The following is an 18,066-nucleotide window of genomic DNA, read 5'->3' on the forward strand; positions in this document are numbered from 1 at the left end:
GCGTTCCAGCCTCACCCCGCGTATCTGGGAGTAGACCATGCCGCCCGCCGCACGGATTACCGATACCGAAGCCTGCCCGATCAAGAACAAGGGCACGATCATGACCGGCGAGAAGTCGGTGCTGATCTGCGGCCTGCCCGCCGCGCGCAAGGGCGACACGCTCGATTGCGGCAGCCCCAGCCAGATCGAGAGCGGCTGCCCGACGGTGAAGATCGGCAACAACGAAGCGGCGCGGATCGGCGACAGCACCTGCCATGGCGGCAAGATCGCCACCGGCGCGCCGACCGTGCTGATCGGCGACGGCGCCAAGGCGCGCAGCTCCACGCTTGGCGACGCGCACGGCAGCGGCGCGCCCTTCGTCACCGAATAACGGATGGCCAGCGCCGCGCCCCCGATCCTGTTCGCGCCCGTCGCCGCGCGCGACGTCGCCGGCTGGGCGGCGGCGGGGCAGCTCTATGCGCTGGTCGACGGCTGCATCTCGCCCGACATCCCGGCCATGGCCGAGCAGGCGGGGCCGGGGCGGGCGGCCTGCCTCTATCTCGGCCGTGCCGCGATCAACTATCGCGAGCAGGCGCCCTATCTGTTCCGCGTCGACCCCGCCCAGGCCGAGGCGCTGGCGACGCGCTTCGACGGCCAGCCCTGGGGCGTGTTCCTGATCTCCAGCGCGGGGTTCGACGCGACCCGGCGGCACCTGCGCCGCTTCCTAAAGGTCCGCTCGCCCGAAGGGGCGGGCTGGCTGTTCCGCTTCTACGATCCCCGGCTGCTTCCCGCCTTCCTGCGCAGCTCGACCCCGGACGAGTTGAACGCCTTTTTCGGCCCGGTCCAGGCCTTCCTGACCGTCGATGCCCGCGGCGAGGGCATGATGGCCTATCGCGCGCCGGAGATCGTCCGCGCCGCGCCGCGCGCCGCCGTCGGCGCCCGCCACCGGATCAGTGAGGCGAACGTCGCCGCCTTTCGCCGCCGCGCGCTCGGCGACCGGATCGCCGCGAGCTTCGAAGGCACCCCGCAAAAGGCCCGGCGCGAGCCGCAATCGGACGATGTGCTGGTCACCAACCCCGATGGCGGCGTCATGCGGCTGGGCTTCGGGGCGAGCGGCATGCTCGATCGCGTCACCAGCCCCCTCGGCCGGCAATGGCGGGTGGCGAGCAACGAAAGAGGGCAACTCAAGGGGTTCAAGCTCCCTTCCGGGCTGACGCTCGGCCTCGACTATGACGCGGCGGGGGACATCACCCATGTCTCGCGCGGCGGCGAGACGCGGTTCCGGGCGGGCTATGACGAGCAGCACCGGCTGACCCGCATCGACTTCCCGGACGGCAGCTTCTCGGGCATCCGCTACCGCGACACCGGCATCGAGGCGACGCGCGACACGCGGGGCAAGTTCATCGCCGCCCAGCGCGACCGGATCGGCCGGGTCGAGCGCTACGACTATGACGGCGACACGCTCGTCGCGATGGTCGACGGCAACGGCAACGCCACCCGCTTCGACTATGGCGCGGGCGAGCGGCCCGAGGCGATGGTCCAGGCCGATGGCCGCCGCGAGGCCTATGCCTTCGATCCCGCCGGCCAGCTCCAGCAGATCACCCGCGCCGACGGGCATGTGCTCGACGTCGTCCAGGACGAGGCCGGACGCGTCATCCGGCTGGCGACGCCCGACGGGGAAGTCGCGACCTTCACCTATGACGAGAAGGGTCAACTCGTCGCCGCCAGGAACGGCGATGCCACGCTCGCCTGGGCCTATGACGAAGGCGGCCGGCTGATCGAGGAGCGGCAGGGCGACCAGAGCGTCGCCTATGTCTATGACGATGCCGGCACGCTGACCGGCCTGACCTATCCCACCGGCGAGACGATCCGCTACACCCGTGATGCCGATCTCCGCCTGTCGAGCGTCACCGACTGGGCCGGGCGGCGCCACACGATCGACTATGCGCCGGAGGACGCCGGCTGGCGCCTGACTTCGCCCGAAGGGCTGGCCACCAGCACCTTCCAAAATCCCGTCGGCCTCACCACCGGCGTCCGCGTCGAGGCGGCGGGCAAGCCGGTGTTCGAGCAGGGCTTCGCCTGGGACGGCGACGACCGGCTGGTCGAGCAGCGTGATACAAGGCTGGGCGCCACCCGCTTCGGCTATGATGCGGAAGGCCAGCTTCTCGCGGTCGAGCGTTCGAACGGGGCGAGTGAGGCCTTCGCCTATGACGGTGCCGGCAACCGCGTCTCGGGCCCCGCCGGACCGGCGCAGTTCGACTCGCTGAACCGCCTGATAGGGCAGGGGAGCGAGCGCTTCGACTATGACGGGCGCGGCAACTGCATCGCCCGCAGCGGCGGCGCGCAGGCTTGGCGCTATGCCTATGACGGGTTCGACCGGCTGGTCCGCGCCCAGGACGATGGCGGCCGGCTGGTCCGCTTCGGCTATGACCCGCTCGGCCGGCGGATCTGGAAGGAAGTCAGCCAGGGCGGCACCCAGCGCATCACCCGCTATGTCTGGGCCGGCGAGCAGCTGATCCGCGAAGTCGAGCAGGTCCATGGCGAGGGCCGCGACTGGCAGGGCGGGCCCACCGAGCGTGCCCGCGACTATTGCTACTGGCCGCAGACCTGGAAGCCGCTGTTCCTGCGCGAAGGCGGCGCGATCCACCAATATCATTGCGACCCGCTGGGCGTGCCGATGCGGCTCACCGATGCGGCGGGCAAGGTTACCTGGGAGGCCGAGCGCAGCGGCTTCGGCGCGATGGCGGCGCTGCCCGGCGGGATCGACCAGCCGTTGCGCCTGCCCGGCCAGTATCACGACGCCGAGACCGGCCTCCATTACAACCGCTTCCGCTATTACGACCCGGCGCTTGGCCGCTATCTGAGCCGCGATCCGATCGGCGTGGCGGGCGGGCTCAATTTCTACGCCTATGCCGGCAACGATCCGGTCAACCGTGCCGATCCGACGGGCCTGTGGTGGAAGGCCGCGCTGGCGATCGTCGCGGCGGTGGCGGTGGCAGCGGTCGTCGTCCTGACCGCGCCGATCTCGGGGCCATTGCTGATCGTCGCCGCCGGCGCGGCGGCAGGTGCTGCGGGCGCGATGGTCAACGAGGCGCTCAACCAGAAGGAGTTCTGCCTCTCCTGCATCCTGCTCGCCGGCCTCAAGGGTGCGGTGGTCGGTGCGATCGCATCGGTGCCGTTCCTGCTGCTGCCCGAGATCGCCGGGCTGGGCGCCTTCATTGCGGCAGGCGCTTCGAGCGGGTTCATTGGCTACGCTGCCGATTGGGGCATCGACAATGCCACCGGCAAGCCACGCCCGTGGAGTTGGAAGGACGCGGCGATCTCGACTGGCCTGGGCGGCGCCTTTGGTGCTGCGGGACGCTATATCAGCGGCGGCCGCACCGGCACGGGCAGAGGCGTGGTGCCCGAGGAGACGGCGCCGGTCGCCCCGCGCGCGGCGACCGCGGCGGACGTGGCGGAATCGCAGGCCGCGCTGGGCCGGGCGAACACCGCCAAGGCGGGCCTCACCAAGAAGGAATATGCGGTCAAGACGACCTCGTCGAACGATGCGAAGACGCTGAGCGGCTGGAAGCAGCCCCGGCCCGAGGGGTTCGACGGCGCGACGGCACAGCAGGTGCAGAACAAGGCCAGCCAGATCGGCCACGAGCTCGAGCCGCATCCCTTCGACAAGGATTTCCCAGGCCAGTACAATGCCTCCCACGCGGAGAAGCAGATGTCGGTGCTCAGCCCGGATCACCCGATCGGCGTGTCCAAGCCGATGTGCGCCGATTGCCAAGGCTATTTCTCCAAGCTGGCGCAGCACAATGGCGCCGACCAGGTCGTCACCGATCCGAACGGCACCTGGATCTTCAAATCGGATGGCTCGGTGCTGAAGCCGGGCGATCCCAAGCCTTGAACAAGAGGACTGAATGGCAATCCAAGACAGTATCGCGGCGGCCCGGGACGATCTCGCGCGCAATCCGGAGGGCGCGCTGTCGCTGGGGCGCCGGACGGCGATCTGGCGCGATCTCGCTGCGCTGTCCGACGCGCGGACCGGCTATGTGCGCCGGGTGCGGCTGAACGATGCCTGTGTGCGGCACGTGATCGGCCGCTGGGACGAGCGTTTCCCGGGAGATGCGGGCGTCACCCAGATGCTCGACATCGCCGCGCAGCGTGTCGCGGGAACGATCGAGGACGAGGCCGCCGGCGATGCGCGGGACCGCTTCTATGTCGAGGTGGTCGAGAGCCGTAGCTATCCCGGCGACGCCTCCGCGATGTTCGTCGGCCTCGCCGCCGCCAACACCGTCATGGAAGCCCGGATCGAGGACAATGAGGACGCGATCCCGGAGGCGGAGGACGACGAGCAGCTCGATCCCGAGGCCTATGACACCAGCTATATGTGCGCCTCGGCGGCGGCGCGCGGCCTGAACGACCGGCCCGCCGACGCAGTGGCGCGGCGGGCGTTCTGGACCTGGTATCTCGATACGGCGATCCCGCAAGTCTATGGGATCTGACGGGGCACGGGCCCGGCCGCGGTGATGCGGCCAGGCCCGGTCTCCGGATCAGGCGTCGATCACTTCCTGGCGCTGCTCGCCCAGGCCGGCGATGCCGAGCGCGACCCGGTCGCCCTTGTGGAGCCAGACATTGGGGGTCTGGCCAAGCCCGACGCCCGGCGGCGTGCCGGTGGTGACGATGTCGCCCGGCTGCAGGCTCATGAAGCGGCTGAGATAGGACAGGATGAAGGCGGGACGGAAGATCATCGTCGAGGTCGAGCCGTCCTGGTAGCGCTTGCCGTTGACCTCCAGCCACATGTGCAGGTCGCTGGTGTCGCCCACCTCGTCCGCCGTGACCAGCCAGGGGCCGATCGGGCCGAAGCTGTCGCAGCCCTTGCCCTTGTCCCAGGTGCCGCCGCGCTCGAGCTGGAAGGCGCGCTCCGACACGTCGTTGCAGACGAAATAGCCGGCGATCGCCGCTTCGGCCTGCGCCTCGTCGACATAGCGGCATTCGGTGCCGACGACGAAGGCGAGTTCGACTTCCCAGTCGAGCTTGGTCGCGTCGCGGGGCTTCACGATCGGATCGTTCGGGCCGGAGAGCGCGCTGGTCGCCTTCATGAAGATAATCGGTTCTTCGGGAATCGCGGCGCCGGTCTCGGCGGCATGGTCGGCATAGTTGAGGCCGATGCAGAGGAACTTGCCCGGGCGCGCGACGCAGGGGCCGAGGCGCGGATCGCCTTCGACCAGCGGCAGGCTCGCCGGATCGATCGCGCGGAGCCGGTCCAGGCTCTCGGGCGTGATCGTGCTGCCGTCGATGTCGGAGACGATCCCGCTCAGGTCGCGGATATTGCCCTCGGCATCGACGAGGCCGGGCTTCTCGTTGCCGTTCGGGCCGAAGCGCAGCAATTTCATATCAAGGCTCCTTCAGGATGCGGAATCAGTTGGTCCAGCCGCCATCGATCACATGGATCTGGCCGGTGGTGAAAGCGGACTCGTCCGAGGCGAGATAAAGGGCGAGGGCGGCGACCTCTTCGGCCTGGCCGAGCCGGCCCATGGGCTGGCGCGCGACGAAGGCGGAGAGGGCGGCTTCATAGTCGCCGGTGGCGCGCAGCCGCTCGTGCAGCGACGGCGTCTCGATCGTGCCCGGACAGATCGCGTTGCAGCGGATGCCCTGGCCGACGAAATCGGCCGCCACCGCCTTGGTCAGGCCGATCACGCCCGCCTTGGTGACGCCGTAGGCGAAGCGGTTGGGCACGCCCTTTATCGAGCTGGCGACCGAGGACATGTTGACGATGCTGCCCCCGCCGCGCGCGATCATGGCGGGCAGGGCGGTGCGGATGATCCGGTACATGCTGGTGAGATTGAGGTCCTGAGCCAGCGCCCATTGCTCGGCCGTGCAGTCGAGGATCGTGCCGCCCGGCACCGCGCCGGCGCAGTTGAACAGCACGTCGAGCGGGCCTGCGCTTGCGAGCGCCTCGGCGATCGAGGCTTCGTCGCGCACGTCGAGCCGCGCGGTCCGGCAGCCGGCAAGGTCGGACAGGCCGTCGAGGTTGACGTCGGTCGCCCATACGGTGGCGCCTTCCCCGGCGAAGAGCTCCGCGGTCGCCCGGCCGATACCCTGCGCCGCTGCGGTCACGAGCGCGGTCTTGCCCGCCAGCCGGCCAGCCTTTGTCATTCCTTGTCTCCGTCAGAGCTTGTAGACGCGTGCCGCATTGGCACCGAAAATGGCCTCGCGCGCACGGCGGTCGCAGCCGGCGAGGAGGGTGTCCGTGATGGTGATCCAGCCGGCGTGGCTGCCGGCCAGGGTCAGCACCGGCCAGTCGCTGCCCCACAGGATCCGCTCGGTGCCGAAGCTGCGCGCGACATGGTCGAACCAGGGGGCGAGGGTGGCCGCATCGGCATGCGGCGGCGCCTCGGTGAGCAGGCCCGAGAGCTTGACCGTGACATTGGGCATGCCGGCCAGTGCCGAGATCGCGTCGAGCCAGGCGGGGTCCGGCGCATCGCCGATCCGCGGCTTTCCGAAATGGTCGAGGACGATCGACAGGTCGGGATGCAGCGTGGCCAGGACAAGGATCGCGGGCAGTTGCTCCGCGCGGACCAGCGCGTCGAAGACCAGCCGGCGCGCCGCCATCGCCTCCAGGCCGGGGCGTACCGCGTCGCGCAGGATCCAGTCCGGGTCGTCCAGGTCCTGCAGCATCGGGCGCAGGCCGAGGATCTTGGGCGTTCCCGCCAGCGCCGCGACACGGGCGGGAGCGTCTTCGGCCGCCAGGTCGGTCCAGCCGACCACGCCGGCGATCCAGGGGCGGGTCTCGGCATGGGTGAGCAGGAAGGCGGTCTCCGCCTCGCTCGGCGCCGCCTGGACGAGGATCGCGGCATCGATGCCGTGCGCCACCAGCAGCGGGGCGAATTCCTGCGGCTCATAGTCGCGGTAGAGGATGCCGGTCGCTGGTGTCAGCCAGCCATAGTCCCCGCGCGCCGGCCGCCAGAGGTGGAAGTGCGAGTCGACGCGCATCGTCAGCGATCTGCCGGGATCGGCGCGTCTTCGGCGATCAGGCCCGCGTCGCGCAGGTCCAGCCAGAATTGCGGCGGGATGCGGAACGCGTGCAGCCCGATCGTCTCCTCGACCTGCCGCGGCGCACCCAGGCCGAGCAGCACGCTCGCCACCGCAGGATGGGCGAGCGGGAACTGCAGCGAGGCGGCGGCGAGCGGCACGCCATATTCCCGGCAGACCGTCTCGAGCCGGGCGACGCGCGCCACGATCTCCGCGGGGGCCTCGCCATAATCGTAGCGCAGCCCGGTCCCCGCCGCGGTGCCGGTCGCGAGGATGCCCGAATTATACGCCCCGCCGATGACCACCGCGACTTGCCGCGCGAGGCAGAGCGGCAGGAACTCGGCCAGCGCACCCTGCTCGAGCAGGGTGTAGCGCCCGGCGAGCAGCATAACGTCGCAGTCCGCCGCGCGCAGCGCGTCCAGCCCGACCTGCCACTCGTTCGCCCCCACGCCGAAGCCGGCGATCGCGCCCTCGTCGCGCAGCCGCTCCAGTGCCCGGAAACCGCCGCCCTTCGTCAGCTGGTCGAAATAGCGCGCATTGTCCGCGCCATGCGTCCGCGTCCCGATGTCATGGACATAGAGCAGGTCGATCCGCGCCAGGCCGAGGCGCTGCAGGCTGTCCTCGTACGAGCGCAGGACGCCGTCATGCGAATAGTCGAAATGGCGCTCGAAGGGCAGCGGCGAGCGGAAGCCCTGCCGCTCGCCGTCGCCCCGCAGCGCAGGATCGGCGCGCAGCAGCCGCCCGACCTTGGTCGAGAGCACCACGCCGGCGCGCGCGCGCAGCGTATCGCCGGTCCGCCGCTCGCTCAGCCCATGGCCGTAATGCGGGGCGGTATCGACATAGTTCATCCCCGCCGCGAGCGCATGCTCGAGCGTGGCGCGCGCCTCGAGGTCGGTGATCGGCTGGTACAGGTTCCCCAGCGGCGCGGCGCCGAACCCGATCTCGCTGACTTCGATCTTGGCGCGGGGAATCGTCCGTGTCGGAATCATGCCGGCGGCTGCTCGTCGAGCGCGAAGATCCGTGTCATCGGCAGCCATTTCGGGCTGCCGGACGCGATCGGGCGCTGATAGGCGTCCATCTCGGCTTCCCATTGGTCGACGATCGGCTGGATCTCGGGATCGGAAGGGGCGAGACCCTCCGGCGCGATCTCGGCGAGCATCACCAGGCGGTTGGAGACGCGCCAGATCTCCATCTCGCGATAGCCGCGCCGGCGGATGTCGCGCACGATCTCCGGCCATACCGATCCCGGCGCGTGGCGCGCCTCATAGGCGGCGATCAGGTCCGGATCATCTTCCAGGTCGAGGGCGAACAGGGCACGCGTCACTTGGCCAGTCCTTCACGCAGTCGCAGCACGGCAAAGCCCAATACGCCGGCAAAGGCGAGCATCGGAACCAGCATCATGTGGTGGACGCCGCCGATCCGCTCCGAGACCAGGCCCATCAGCGGCGGGAACACCGCGCCGCCGATGATCGCCATGATCAGGAAGGCCGCGCCGCTCTCGGTCTCCTCGCCAAGCCCCTCGACGCCGAGCGCGAAGATGGTCGGGAACATGATCGACATGAAGAAGCTGGTCAGCCACAGCGCGCCGACCGCGGGCATGCCGGTGGCGAAGGCAGCGAAGCCGCACAGCACCACGTTCGCCACCGCATAGACGGCGAGCAGCCGCGCCGGCGCGATCCGCTTCTGCAGGAAGGCGCCGCTGAACCGGCCGATCATCAGCATCCCCAGGCTCGCGGAAAGCAGGAAGGCGGTGGCCTGCTCGCTCAGCTGCGGCGCCTGGCTCTTGGCGAAGTCGATGAAGAAGCTCCACACGCCGACCTGGGCCCCGACATAGAGGAACAGCGCGAAGATCGCCGCGCGCAGCCGGCGATGGCGCAGCACGGCGAACAGCGGGCGGCCGCTGCCGGCGGTCTTCTTCGCCTGTTCGAGCACCGGGAAGCGGGTAAGCGCGATGAGCAGCGCGAGCAGGCACACCGCCACGCCGATCGCGACATAGGGGCCCTGCACCGCCGTCGCCGCGGCGGACCGCCAGGCGGCGCGCTCGGCCGGCGCCATCGCGGCGATCTGCGCCTGGGTGCGCTCGTTCGAGGAGAAGATGAAGAGCCCGCCGATGATCGGGCCGATCACCGCGCCGATCCCGTAGAAGGACTGGGCCAGGTTCAGCCGCGCGGAGGCGGTCTGCGGGGCGCCGAGGATCGTCACATAGGGGTTGGACGCCGTCTCGAGGAAGGCGAGCCCGATCGCGATCACGTAGAGCGCGGCGAGGAACAGGCCATATTGCTCGGTGGCCGCCGCCGGATAGAAGAGGAAGGCGCCGCCCGCATAACAGGCCAGCCCGATCAGGATCGTGTTCTTGTAGCCCAGGCGACGGATCAGCAGGCCGGCGGGAATGGCGGCGCAGAAATAACCGACATAGAAGGCGAACTGGATCAGGCTCGCTTCGGTGCGGGTGAGGTCGAGCGCCTTCTGGAACTGGCGGATCAGCACGTCGTTGAGCGCGGCCGCCAGCGCCCAGGAGAAGAACAGCGTGGTGACGAGCGCGAAGGCGACCGCATAGCGGCGCTCGATGATCGGCGGTGCGGCTGTGGACGCGCTACTGGCCATTACAGGTTCCTCCCCCGGCAAGGCCGGATATGCTCTTTTATAATTGCGTATTTAAAATACAAGTTCATAGGAAAAAACAAGATAGGGACGCCTTGATGATCGCCACTTCGACCAGTGATTTCCGCCGGGCGGCGCAGCGGCGGCTGCCGCGCTTCCTGTTCGACTATGTCGATGGCGGGGCCGGGGCGGAGCTGACATTGGGGCGCAACCAGGCCGATCTGGAGACGCTGGCCATCCGCCAGCGCGTCCTTCGCGACGTGAGCCAGGTCGACCTGTCCTGCACCCTGTTCTCGCAGCAGCTCGCGCTTCCGCTCATGCTCGGGCCGGTCGGCCTGACGGGCATGTATGCGCGCCGCGGCGAAGTGCAGGCCGCGCGTGCGGCTGCGGATCGGAACATACCCTTTTGTCTCTCCACGGTATCCGTCTGCGCCCTGGACGAGGTCGCTGCGGCATCCTCAAGGCCGATCTGGTTCCAGCTCTACGTCATCCGGGACCGGGGCTTTATGCGGGACCTGCTCGCCCGCGCCAAGGCGCAAGGCGTGGACACTTTGGTGTTCACGGTCGACATGCCGGTGCCCGGCGCACGCCGCCGCGATGCGCATAGCGGGCTTTCCGGGCCGATGGCAGGCATGCGGCGCCTCCTGCAGGCGGCGGGCCGGCCGGGCTGGGCATGGGACGTCGGTGTCCGCGGACGGCCGCATATCCTCGGCAATGTCGCGCCGGTGCTGGGCGAGGCGAGCGGGCTCGAGGATTTCATGGGCTGGCTCGCCGCCAATTTCGATCCCACCGTCCAGTGGCGCGACCTCGAATGGATCCGCGAGGCCTGGGACGGTTCGCTGATCATCAAGGGCATTCTCGATCCCGAGGATGCGCGGGATGCGGCGCGGCTTGGCGCGAACGGCATCGTCGTCTCCAACCATGGCGGGCGCCAGCTCGATGGCGCGCTCTCGACCGCACGTGCGCTGCCCTCCGTGGCGGAAGCGGTGCGGGGGCAACTCACCGTGCTGGCGGATTCGGGCATACGCTCCGGGCTCGACGTCGTGCGGATGCTGGCGCTGGGCGCCGAGGGCGTGCTGCTTGGCCGGGCATGGGCCTATGCGCTGGCCGCGGCGGGGGAGGCGGGGGTCGCCCGCCTGCTCGATCTGTTCGCCGCCGAGATGCGCACCACCATGGCGCTGGCCGGCGCGCGCACGATCGCGGAGATCGATTCCTCGTTGCTCGACAGGCGCTAATGCCTTTGATGAATAAACCCCTTTCCCTTGATGGGAGAGGGAGGGGCCCGCCGCCAAAGGCGGTGGGAGGGTGAGGGTGACCTCTCCTCCTGAGGCTGTCCTATGAGGAGAGGTCACCCCCACCCAACCCTCCCCCATCAAGGGGGAGGGCTTTTGGGGTCCATGCTAGTTGAGTCCCAGCCGCTCAGGCCGCTTGGCCGCGCCCCGGCCGGTACTGGTAGCGGGTCAGCGTTTCCGGCTTCATCTCGATCGAGAAGCCCGGGCGCTCGGGCGGCATATAGGCGGCCGAGCGGATCACGCAGGGATCGAGGAAATGCTCGTGGAGGTGATCGACATATTCGATCACCCGGCCTTCGCGCGTGCCGGCGAAGCAGAGATAGTCGATCATGGCGAGATGCTGGACATATTCGCACAGGCCGACGCCGCCGGCATGCGGCCAGACCGGCAGGTCGTATTTCGTCGCCATCAGCAGCACTGCCAGCACTTCGTTGACGCCGCCCAGGCGGCAGGCGTCGATCTGCACCACGTCGATCGCGCCGCTCATGATGAACTGCTTGAAGAGGATGCGGTTCTGGCACATCTCGCCGGTCGCGACCTTGACCGGGGCGATGCCGGCGCGGATCCGGGCGTGGCCCAGCACGTCGTCCGGGCTGGTCGGCTCCTCGATGAAGAAGGGCTTGGCGAAGGCGAGGGCGTTGACCCACTCGATCGCCTGGTCGACTTCCCAGACCTGGTTGGCGTCGATCATCAGCGTGCGGTCGGGGCCCAGCACTTCGCGGGCGATCCCGACGCGGCGCACGTCGTCCGCCAGGTCGACGCCGACCTTGAGCTTGATGTGGCGGAAGCCGGCGTCGATCGCTTCCTGCGCCAGGCGGCGCAGTTTGGCGTCGTCATAGCCGAGCCAGCCGGCCGAGGTGGTGTAGCAGGGATAGCCCTCGGCGCGGAGCAGCGCGATCCGCTCTTCCTTGCCGGCGGCACGCGCCTCGAGCAGCGCCAGCGCCTCCTCGGGCGTGATGCAGTCGGTGATGTAGCGGAAGTCGATCGCCCCGACGAGCTCGGCCGGCGACATGTCCGCGACCAGCTTCCACACCGGCTTGCCCTCGGCCTTCGCCCAGAGATCCCAGACAGCGTTTACGATCGCGCCGGTGGCAAGATGGATCGCGCCCTTGTCGGGGCCGATCCAGCGGAGCTGGCTGTCGCCGGTGATATGGCGCCAGAAAGCGGCGGGCTCGGCACGGATCGTGTCGAGCGACTGGCCGACCACCAGCGGGCGCAGCGCCTCGATCGCCGCGACGCAGACCTCGTTGCCGCGGCCGATCGTGAAGGTCAGGCCATGGCCACTGAGGCCGGGCATGTCCGTCTCCAGGATCACATAGGCGGCGGAGTAATCCGGATCGGGATTCATCGCATCCGAGCCGTCCAGCGAAAGGCTGGTCGGGAATCTGATATCCAGCACGCGCAGGCCGGTGATCACGGTCATTGGCGATTTTTCTCTGTGACTGGAGGAAACAAACATCGGGTACGATTGGAGACTTTCCATATTAAGCCAAGTTCATTTTGTATATGGAAATATGATTTCTAGATGAAATCGGATGTTTCTCCTCTCGGAGGGGCGCAAGGCACAGGCGCGCGGCTGCGGAGCGGACCCGCCAAATGCCATTGTCGTCGATCCAGGGCGCGGGCGCCATCCATCGCGCGATTCCGCACGTCGCAGGGCAGGTTTCCCGGCCGGCGTGCGCCGCGAATCTAGCCGGCCTTGCGGCTCCGGCGCACGCGCTTCGGTTCCGGCACCGAGAGGCTCGGCACCACCGGCGCCTCTTCGCGGTCGTACCAGCCCAGCACGGTCGATATGTCGAGCGCGGCCGCCTTCAGGAGCGCGAGCGTCTCTTCCAGCGACAGATGCGGCGCATCGTCGATCACCGCCAGATACGGGATGGTGAGTGCCGCGACCACACTGCCGTTGAAGCCGAAGATCGGGCAGGAAAGGTCGGAAACGCCGGCGAGCCGCGAGCTGGCGATCGATTCATAGCCCTGGGCACGCACCGTCGCCAGGCGCTTGGCGAGCTTGCTCGACGGCGCTTCGCCGAGCACTTCCTCGCGCCGCGCCTCGTCCATGAATGCCAGCAGCACATGGCCCGAACAGCTGTTCTCCAGCGGGATCTCGGTGCCCAGGCGCACGGCGAATCCGGTCGGGCCCGAGCTTTCCTGGCGCGCGACGATCAGGCCGCGGCTCTCGTTGACGACCGCGAGGTGGCAGGACTGCATCGTCGCCACCGCCAGGTCGTGCATGCGCGGCGCGGCGACATAGGTGAGTTCCTGCGCCGGCGTGGCGCGGTGGGCGAGCTCGAGCAGCTTGTAGGTGACGCGGTAGCGGTCGCTCGCGGCATCCTTGTGCAGCCATCCGCGGCGGTCCAGCGCGACGATCACGCGGAACAGCTCGCTCACCGAGCGGCCGAGGCGTTGCGATATCTCGGTGATGGTGAGGCCGAACGGCTCGTTTCCGAGCAGCTCGATCACGTCGATGCCCTTCTCCAGCGCGGGGGCGCTGTAGTTGGGCGACGCGGACTTGTCGTCCGACTGGCTAGTCTTTGCGGCCGGCTTGCGCTGGGATGCGGGCTTGGGGGGCATCGGGGAACGCTAGCGTAGCGGAAACGGCTTGTCATGCCTTCCGCGCATGGGCGTTGCGAGTGCTGCCATCGGTCAGAGGTCCGAGAGTTCCGCGACGAAGTCATAGGCGTCGCCGCGATACCAGGACTGGGTATATTCGACCGGCCGGCCGTCGCGCAGGAAGCCGCAGCGCTCGATCAGCAGCCCGGGCGTGCCGGGATCGACATGGAGCAGCCGCGCCTGGGACGCGGTGAAGGGCACCGCGCGAAGCCGTTGCAGGGCGCGTGCCGGGCGGTGGTCGGTGCGGGCGAGGGCGGCATAGAGCGATTCGGAAACCTCGTGCACGTCGTCCAGGCAATAGGCGGGGACGGTCGAGAACTCGATCGCCATCGGCGCGCCGTCGGCGATGCGGACGCGGTGGAACCGCATCACTGGCGCGCCGGGGGAGAGGTTGAGCTGCATCGCCTCGGCAGGCGTGACGATGCCTTGGGCGCGCAGGATCCAGCTGCTGCTCGCCACTTGCCCGCGCGCCGCCATCTCCTCGGAGAAGGAGCTGATCCGCGAGAAATTCTGCTCGATGCGGCGAGTGACGGTGGTGCCCGCGCCCTGCTTGCGCGACAGCAGCCCGTCTTCCGCCAGCTCCGCGATCGCCTTGCGGATGGTCATGCGCGACAGGCCATATTCGGCGGCCAGGTCGCGCTCGGCGGGCAGGGTGGCGCCGGCCTCAAGGCGCCCGTCGCGGATCGCCTTGCGCAGCAGCTCGGCGAACTGGGCATAGAGCGGCTTGCGGCCGTGCGCCACGAGCGCGCCCAGCGAAGGACGGCTCGCCGGAATCGCCTCGCCGGGCTCGGACCGGAAGAGACCAATCGACTCGGCGGGCTGCTCCTGCCGGAGCGGTTCCGCGCGCGTCGCCGCGGTCAGCGCGAAGGTGCCTGTCTCGTACATTTGTCCCCTCCTTCGGCTCGTCCTGCCCGGCGCAACATACTGTCCTGAAGGCCAAATGACACGCTTAGTTTTCATATACAAAATATATTTGCAAAAACTGTTGCGTGATTGGTTCCCTCGTGGTTACACAATGGTCCTCAGGCGCCCCGAAGCCCGGATTCGCAAAAACCGGTCGGGAGAGGCGCTGCAGACAATCTGTATCCGCAGGAAATCCGGGCTGGCGTGGGTCAGCCCTGCGATGCAAGCGAGGGGGGTTTGATAGATGAATCTACGACTCAAGTTCCTGATCGGCACGGCATTCACCTGTGCTGCCATCCCGGCCTATGCGCAGGATTCGGTGCCTTCCCAGCAGGAAGGCGAGATCGTCGTCACGGGTATCCGCAAGAGCCTTCAGGACGCGATCGAGACCAAGAAGCGCGCCGATTCGATCGTCGACGTGATCAGCGCCGAGGATGTCGGAAAGCTGGCCGACAGCAACGTGGCGGAGTCGCTCTCGCGCCTGCCCGGCGTCACCGTCGACCACCAGTTCGGTGAGGGCGAGCAGCTCTCCATCGCGGGCGTCGAGCCGGCGCTCAACCGCCTGACCATCGACGGCCATTCGGTCGCCTCCGCAGACTGGGGCGGCAACCCCTCGGATCGCTCCAGCCGCTCGTTCAACTATTCGCTGCTCTCGCCGACGATCATCAGCCAGGCGGTCGTCTACAAGACCCCCGAGGCACGCCTCCAGGAAGGCGCGATCGGCGCGAGCGTCGACATCGTCACCCGCAAGCCGCTCGACCTGAAGCCCAACACCGTCGCGATCACCGGCGGCGGCGAGTATAACAGCCGTGCCAAGCGCGGCAGCTTCCGCGGCTCGGCGCTCTACAGCTGGCACAACGAGGACGACACGATCGGCTTCCTCGGCGCGGTCAACTACGACAAGGAGCAGCTCAGCCGCGCCGGCTCGGCAGTCTATTGGTACCGTACCGGTGATGCTCTGCTCGACCGCTATCCGAAGGACGCCAACGGCAACATCATCTATGGCGCGGACGGCCGCGTCACCAGCGGTCCGACCCTGAACGGCCAGCTGCCCAATGCCGCGATGATCGCCGAGTTCAGCAAGGCGCGCGTCGCCTCGTTCCTCGCCCGCGAATTCTTCAAGCAGGAGCGCGAGCGCATCGGCTTCTCCGGCGCGATCCAGGTCCGCCCCGCCGACAACCTTACACTCACCGGCACCGCGCTGGTGATCCGCGGCAATTACGACAATCTGTCGAACTCCCAATATACCTATGGCTATGAGGGCTCGCTGCTCCAGAGCGCGACCTATGCCGACGGCATGGTCACCTCGGCGACCTTCGCCGGCCTCCCCGCCGGCAGCACCGGCGCCACCGGCCAGCTCGACACCAACTTCCGCCGCACCCGGGTCAAGAACGACTCGCTCACCCTGATGCTCGACTGGAAGCCGGGTGACTGGGTGATCACCGCGAACTTCGGCGGCACCCGCGCCTCGGGCGGCAAGGACCCCGAATATCTCCTCGATTTCCGCACCCAGCAGGGGTTCACCTCGGGGACCAACGGCAAGGACACGCTGGTCAACTGGCAGTATCCGGCGAGCGACCCGTCGCACTGGCTGGGCAACTTCACGGCGCTCGGCGGCGAAAACCAGAGCGAGCCGGCGGTGCTCGCGGCCAATGGCGGCAACCCGTTCTTCGGGCGCCAGATCGGCGGCATCACCTTCGCGGAGAAGACGCAGGACCGCGAGCTGTTCGGCCAGGCGGACGTGTCGCGTGCCGTCAATCTCGGCCCGATCAACAAGATCCTGTTCGGCGCGCGCTTCGCCAGCCACAACAACAGCAACACCACCTATGGCGGCGCGGCGTTCACCAACCAGAACTTCACGCTCGCCGACCTCAACCCCTATGTCCTCGACAGCAACCTGTTCGACGGCCTCGGGGTGAGCGGCAACGGCACGCCCTATGCTACGCTCGATGCCGATGCGATCCGCGCGACGCTGGAGAAGTACGGCACGATCAACGTGAACCGCGGTCTCTCCAAGGACCAGTATTTCCACGTCAAGGAGACGATCGTCTCCGGCTATGTCCAGGCCAATTTCGAGGCCGGCCGTTTCCGCGGCAATATCGGTGGCCGCTACGTCTTCACCCGCGACCAGTCGCAATTCTACGTGCAGAGCGGCGGCGTCTTCGCACCGACCCAGGTGACGACCGACGACAACCGCTTCCTGCCGGCCGCGAACCTGATCTTCCAGGCGGGCGAGAATGTCGTGCTGCGTGCCTCGGCGGCGAAGGTGATGGCGCGTGCGCGCTATTCGGATCTCGCCGGCTCGCTCTCGCTCGACGACACCACCCGCTCGGGCAGCGGCGGCAATCCGGACCTGAAGCCCTATGCGGCGACCAATTTCGGCCTGTCCGCCGAATGGTATTTCGCCCCGGCGAGCTACATCTCGGGTGAAGTCTTCTACCGCGACGTGTCGAACTATATCGGCAACGCGGTGCAGGACGGCGTCAGCCTCACCAACACGGTGACCGGCCGCACGCTGGAATATTCGATCTCGCGGCCGGTCAATGGCGGCAAGGCAAAGGTCACCGGCTTCTCGCTCACCGCGAACGCCAATCTGTTCTGGGGCTTCGGCATCCAGTCCAACTACACCTTCACCGATGCTGATACCGGCTCGCCCACGGGCCTGCCCTATCTGTCGCGCGACACCTTCACCCTCGTCCCCTATTTCGAGAAGGGGCCGTTCCAGGCACGGGTCAGCTTCAACCGGCGCTCGAAGTATTTCTACCGCTTCGGCCGCCAGCAGTCGCAGGACTATACCGACGGCTACAGCCAGCTCGATGCCTCGGTTTCGTACAACGTCACCGACAGGTTGCAGGTCAGTGCCTCGGCATCGAACCTGCTCGACGAGACCTATTACCAGTACAGCTCGGATCCGAAGTTCCCGACCTCGGTCTACAAGAACGGGCGCGTCTATTCGCTGAGCGCTTCGTTCCGCATGTAAGCAAGTTTCCGGGCGCGGCCGTTCCTCCCGCGCCCGGAGCCCCTCCGTTTTCCCGAGGTGCCGATGGTCTCCAAGATCGGCACCCAAGCCTCGCCGCCCGTGCTCCGCTACGGGCGGCTTCTTTGTGCCTGGAGCTATTCGGAATAGTTGGTGAAGACGAGGTCCGCCTGCTTGTCGATCGCGTCCAGCTTGATGTGGCAGGCGAAGCAGGACTGGGTGAGCGCGACATTCTGGTCCGCCACGCCCTTTTCGAACTGGCCATAGCCCCAGCCGCCGGTCGCGGCATAGCGCTTGGAGTCCTTCACGCTCACCTGCACATTGGTCGGTGCACCCGCCACGAACGACTGGGGCGCCGGGAAGACGCTGTCGTTGCGCGGCGACGACTCATACTGCCACGCTACGCGGACGATGATCGCGCCGTCGGGGAAGGGGCGGATATTCTTGCGAAAGGCCTTCATCGCGATGTCGTTGCCCAGGATGGCGCGGATATCGTTGTTCTTGCCCGCCTCGTGCGCGACGCTGATCACTTGCCAGTCGCGATAGCCCTTGGGCAGCTCGACGCCGAACACCGGCGAGCGCTGGGGCTGCTGCTCCTGCCTGGGCCAGCTGGCCGCGACCCCGAAGACCAGGGTCGCGAGCGCAAGGCCGGCGGCGGAAAGACGCTGCATCTTCATGCCC

The 18,066-nt window shown here is 68.1% G+C and carries 15 protein-coding genes; 5 read left to right on the forward strand and 10 right to left on the reverse strand.

Features of this window, described 5'->3' with window-relative positions:
- Window positions 1-37: 37 nt before the first annotated feature.
- From ACEN8G_RS05635 to ACEN8G_RS05645, 3 genes are read left to right on the forward strand one after another with little or no spacing between them, the layout of a single operon-like run.
- Entirely contained in the window at window positions 38-370 is a 333-nt protein-coding gene (locus ACEN8G_RS05635) for a PAAR domain-containing protein (protein ID WP_413415762.1), read from the forward strand.
- A 3-nt stretch (window positions 371-373) separates the two neighbouring features.
- Window positions 374-3,874, forward strand: a complete 3,501-nt coding sequence (locus ACEN8G_RS05640; protein WP_413415763.1) for a DUF4123 domain-containing protein — start codon at window positions 374-376, stop codon at window positions 3,872-3,874.
- A 13-nt stretch (window positions 3,875-3,887) separates the two neighbouring features.
- Window positions 3,888-4,472 (forward strand): Imm5 family immunity protein, encoded by a 585-nt coding sequence (locus ACEN8G_RS05645; RefSeq protein WP_413415764.1) that lies wholly within the window; start codon window positions 3,888-3,890, stop codon window positions 4,470-4,472.
- A 48-nt stretch (window positions 4,473-4,520) separates the two neighbouring features.
- Here ACEN8G_RS05645 and ACEN8G_RS05650 read toward each other — a convergent pair whose 3' ends face one another.
- The 6 genes from ACEN8G_RS05650 to fucP are packed head-to-tail and all read right to left on the reverse strand — an operon-like array spanning window position 4,521 to window position 9,606.
- The gene (locus ACEN8G_RS05650; protein ID WP_413415765.1) at window positions 4,521-5,363 is read right to left on the reverse strand and encodes a fumarylacetoacetate hydrolase family protein; all 843 of its coding nucleotides are present in this window, start codon (window positions 5,361-5,363) and stop codon (window positions 4,521-4,523) included.
- A gap of 25 nt (window positions 5,364-5,388) precedes the next feature.
- The gene (locus tag ACEN8G_RS05655; RefSeq protein WP_413415766.1) at window positions 5,389-6,126 is read right to left on the reverse strand and encodes an SDR family oxidoreductase; all 738 of its coding nucleotides are present in this window, start codon (window positions 6,124-6,126) and stop codon (window positions 5,389-5,391) included.
- Between the two features lie 12 nt (window positions 6,127-6,138).
- The gene (locus ACEN8G_RS05660) at window positions 6,139-6,963 is read right to left on the reverse strand and encodes an amidohydrolase family protein (RefSeq protein ID WP_413415768.1); all 825 of its coding nucleotides are present in this window, start codon (window positions 6,961-6,963) and stop codon (window positions 6,139-6,141) included.
- 2 nt (window positions 6,964-6,965) lie between these two features.
- Entirely contained in the window at window positions 6,966-7,991 is a 1,026-nt protein-coding gene (locus ACEN8G_RS05665) for an aldo/keto reductase (RefSeq protein ID WP_413415769.1), read from the reverse strand.
- Window positions 7,988-8,326 carry an L-rhamnose mutarotase gene (locus ACEN8G_RS05670; protein ID WP_413415770.1) on the reverse strand — a complete coding sequence of 113 codons (339 nt, stop codon included), beginning with the start codon at window positions 8,324-8,326 and terminating at the stop codon, window positions 7,988-7,990. Before ACEN8G_RS05670 ends, ACEN8G_RS05665 begins: the two co-directional genes overlap by 4 nt.
- A complete protein-coding gene (gene fucP / locus ACEN8G_RS05675) occupies window positions 8,323-9,606 on the reverse strand; it encodes an L-fucose:H+ symporter permease (protein ID WP_413415771.1) in 1,284 nt (427 codons plus the stop codon). Before fucP ends, ACEN8G_RS05670 begins: the two co-directional genes overlap by 4 nt.
- Before the next feature lie 95 nt (window positions 9,607-9,701).
- Here fucP and lldD point away from each other — a divergent pair, with 95 nt between their 5' ends.
- A complete protein-coding gene (lldD, locus tag ACEN8G_RS05680; protein ID WP_413415772.1) occupies window positions 9,702-10,838 on the forward strand; it encodes an FMN-dependent L-lactate dehydrogenase LldD in 1,137 nt (378 codons plus the stop codon).
- Between the two features lie 184 nt (window positions 10,839-11,022).
- On the opposite strand, the gene ACEN8G_RS05685 is transcribed toward lldD, so the two are convergent.
- The 3 genes from ACEN8G_RS05685 to ACEN8G_RS05695 all read right to left on the reverse strand — a co-directional run bounded on the left by ACEN8G_RS05685 (window position 11,023) and on the right by ACEN8G_RS05695 (window position 14,279).
- Entirely contained in the window at window positions 11,023-12,318 is a 1,296-nt protein-coding gene (locus ACEN8G_RS05685; RefSeq protein ID WP_413418370.1) for an L-fuconate dehydratase, read from the reverse strand.
- Between the two features lie 266 nt (window positions 12,319-12,584).
- Entirely contained in the window at window positions 12,585-13,466 is an 882-nt protein-coding gene (locus ACEN8G_RS05690) for an IclR family transcriptional regulator (protein WP_307118464.1), read from the reverse strand.
- Window positions 13,467-13,538: 72 nt separating this feature from the next.
- Window positions 13,539-14,279, reverse strand: a complete 741-nt coding sequence (locus ACEN8G_RS05695; protein ID WP_413418378.1) for a GntR family transcriptional regulator — start codon at window positions 14,277-14,279, stop codon at window positions 13,539-13,541.
- Between the two features lie 373 nt (window positions 14,280-14,652).
- Between ACEN8G_RS05695 and ACEN8G_RS05700 the strand changes: the two genes are divergently transcribed.
- Window positions 14,653-17,388 (forward strand): TonB-dependent receptor, encoded by a 2,736-nt coding sequence (locus tag ACEN8G_RS05700; RefSeq protein WP_413418372.1) that lies wholly within the window; start codon window positions 14,653-14,655, stop codon window positions 17,386-17,388.
- Between the two features lie 134 nt (window positions 17,389-17,522).
- On the opposite strand, the gene ACEN8G_RS05705 is transcribed toward ACEN8G_RS05700, so the two are convergent.
- A complete protein-coding gene (locus ACEN8G_RS05705) occupies window positions 17,523-18,062 on the reverse strand; it encodes a cytochrome P460 family protein (RefSeq protein ID WP_307118467.1) in 540 nt (179 codons plus the stop codon).
- Between the last annotated feature and the right edge of the window lie 4 nt (window positions 18,063-18,066).

It is taken from the genome of Sphingomonas sp. Sphisp66 (assembly GCF_047324325.1).
Taxonomy (GTDB): Bacteria; Pseudomonadota; Alphaproteobacteria; order Sphingomonadales; family Sphingomonadaceae; genus Sphingomonas.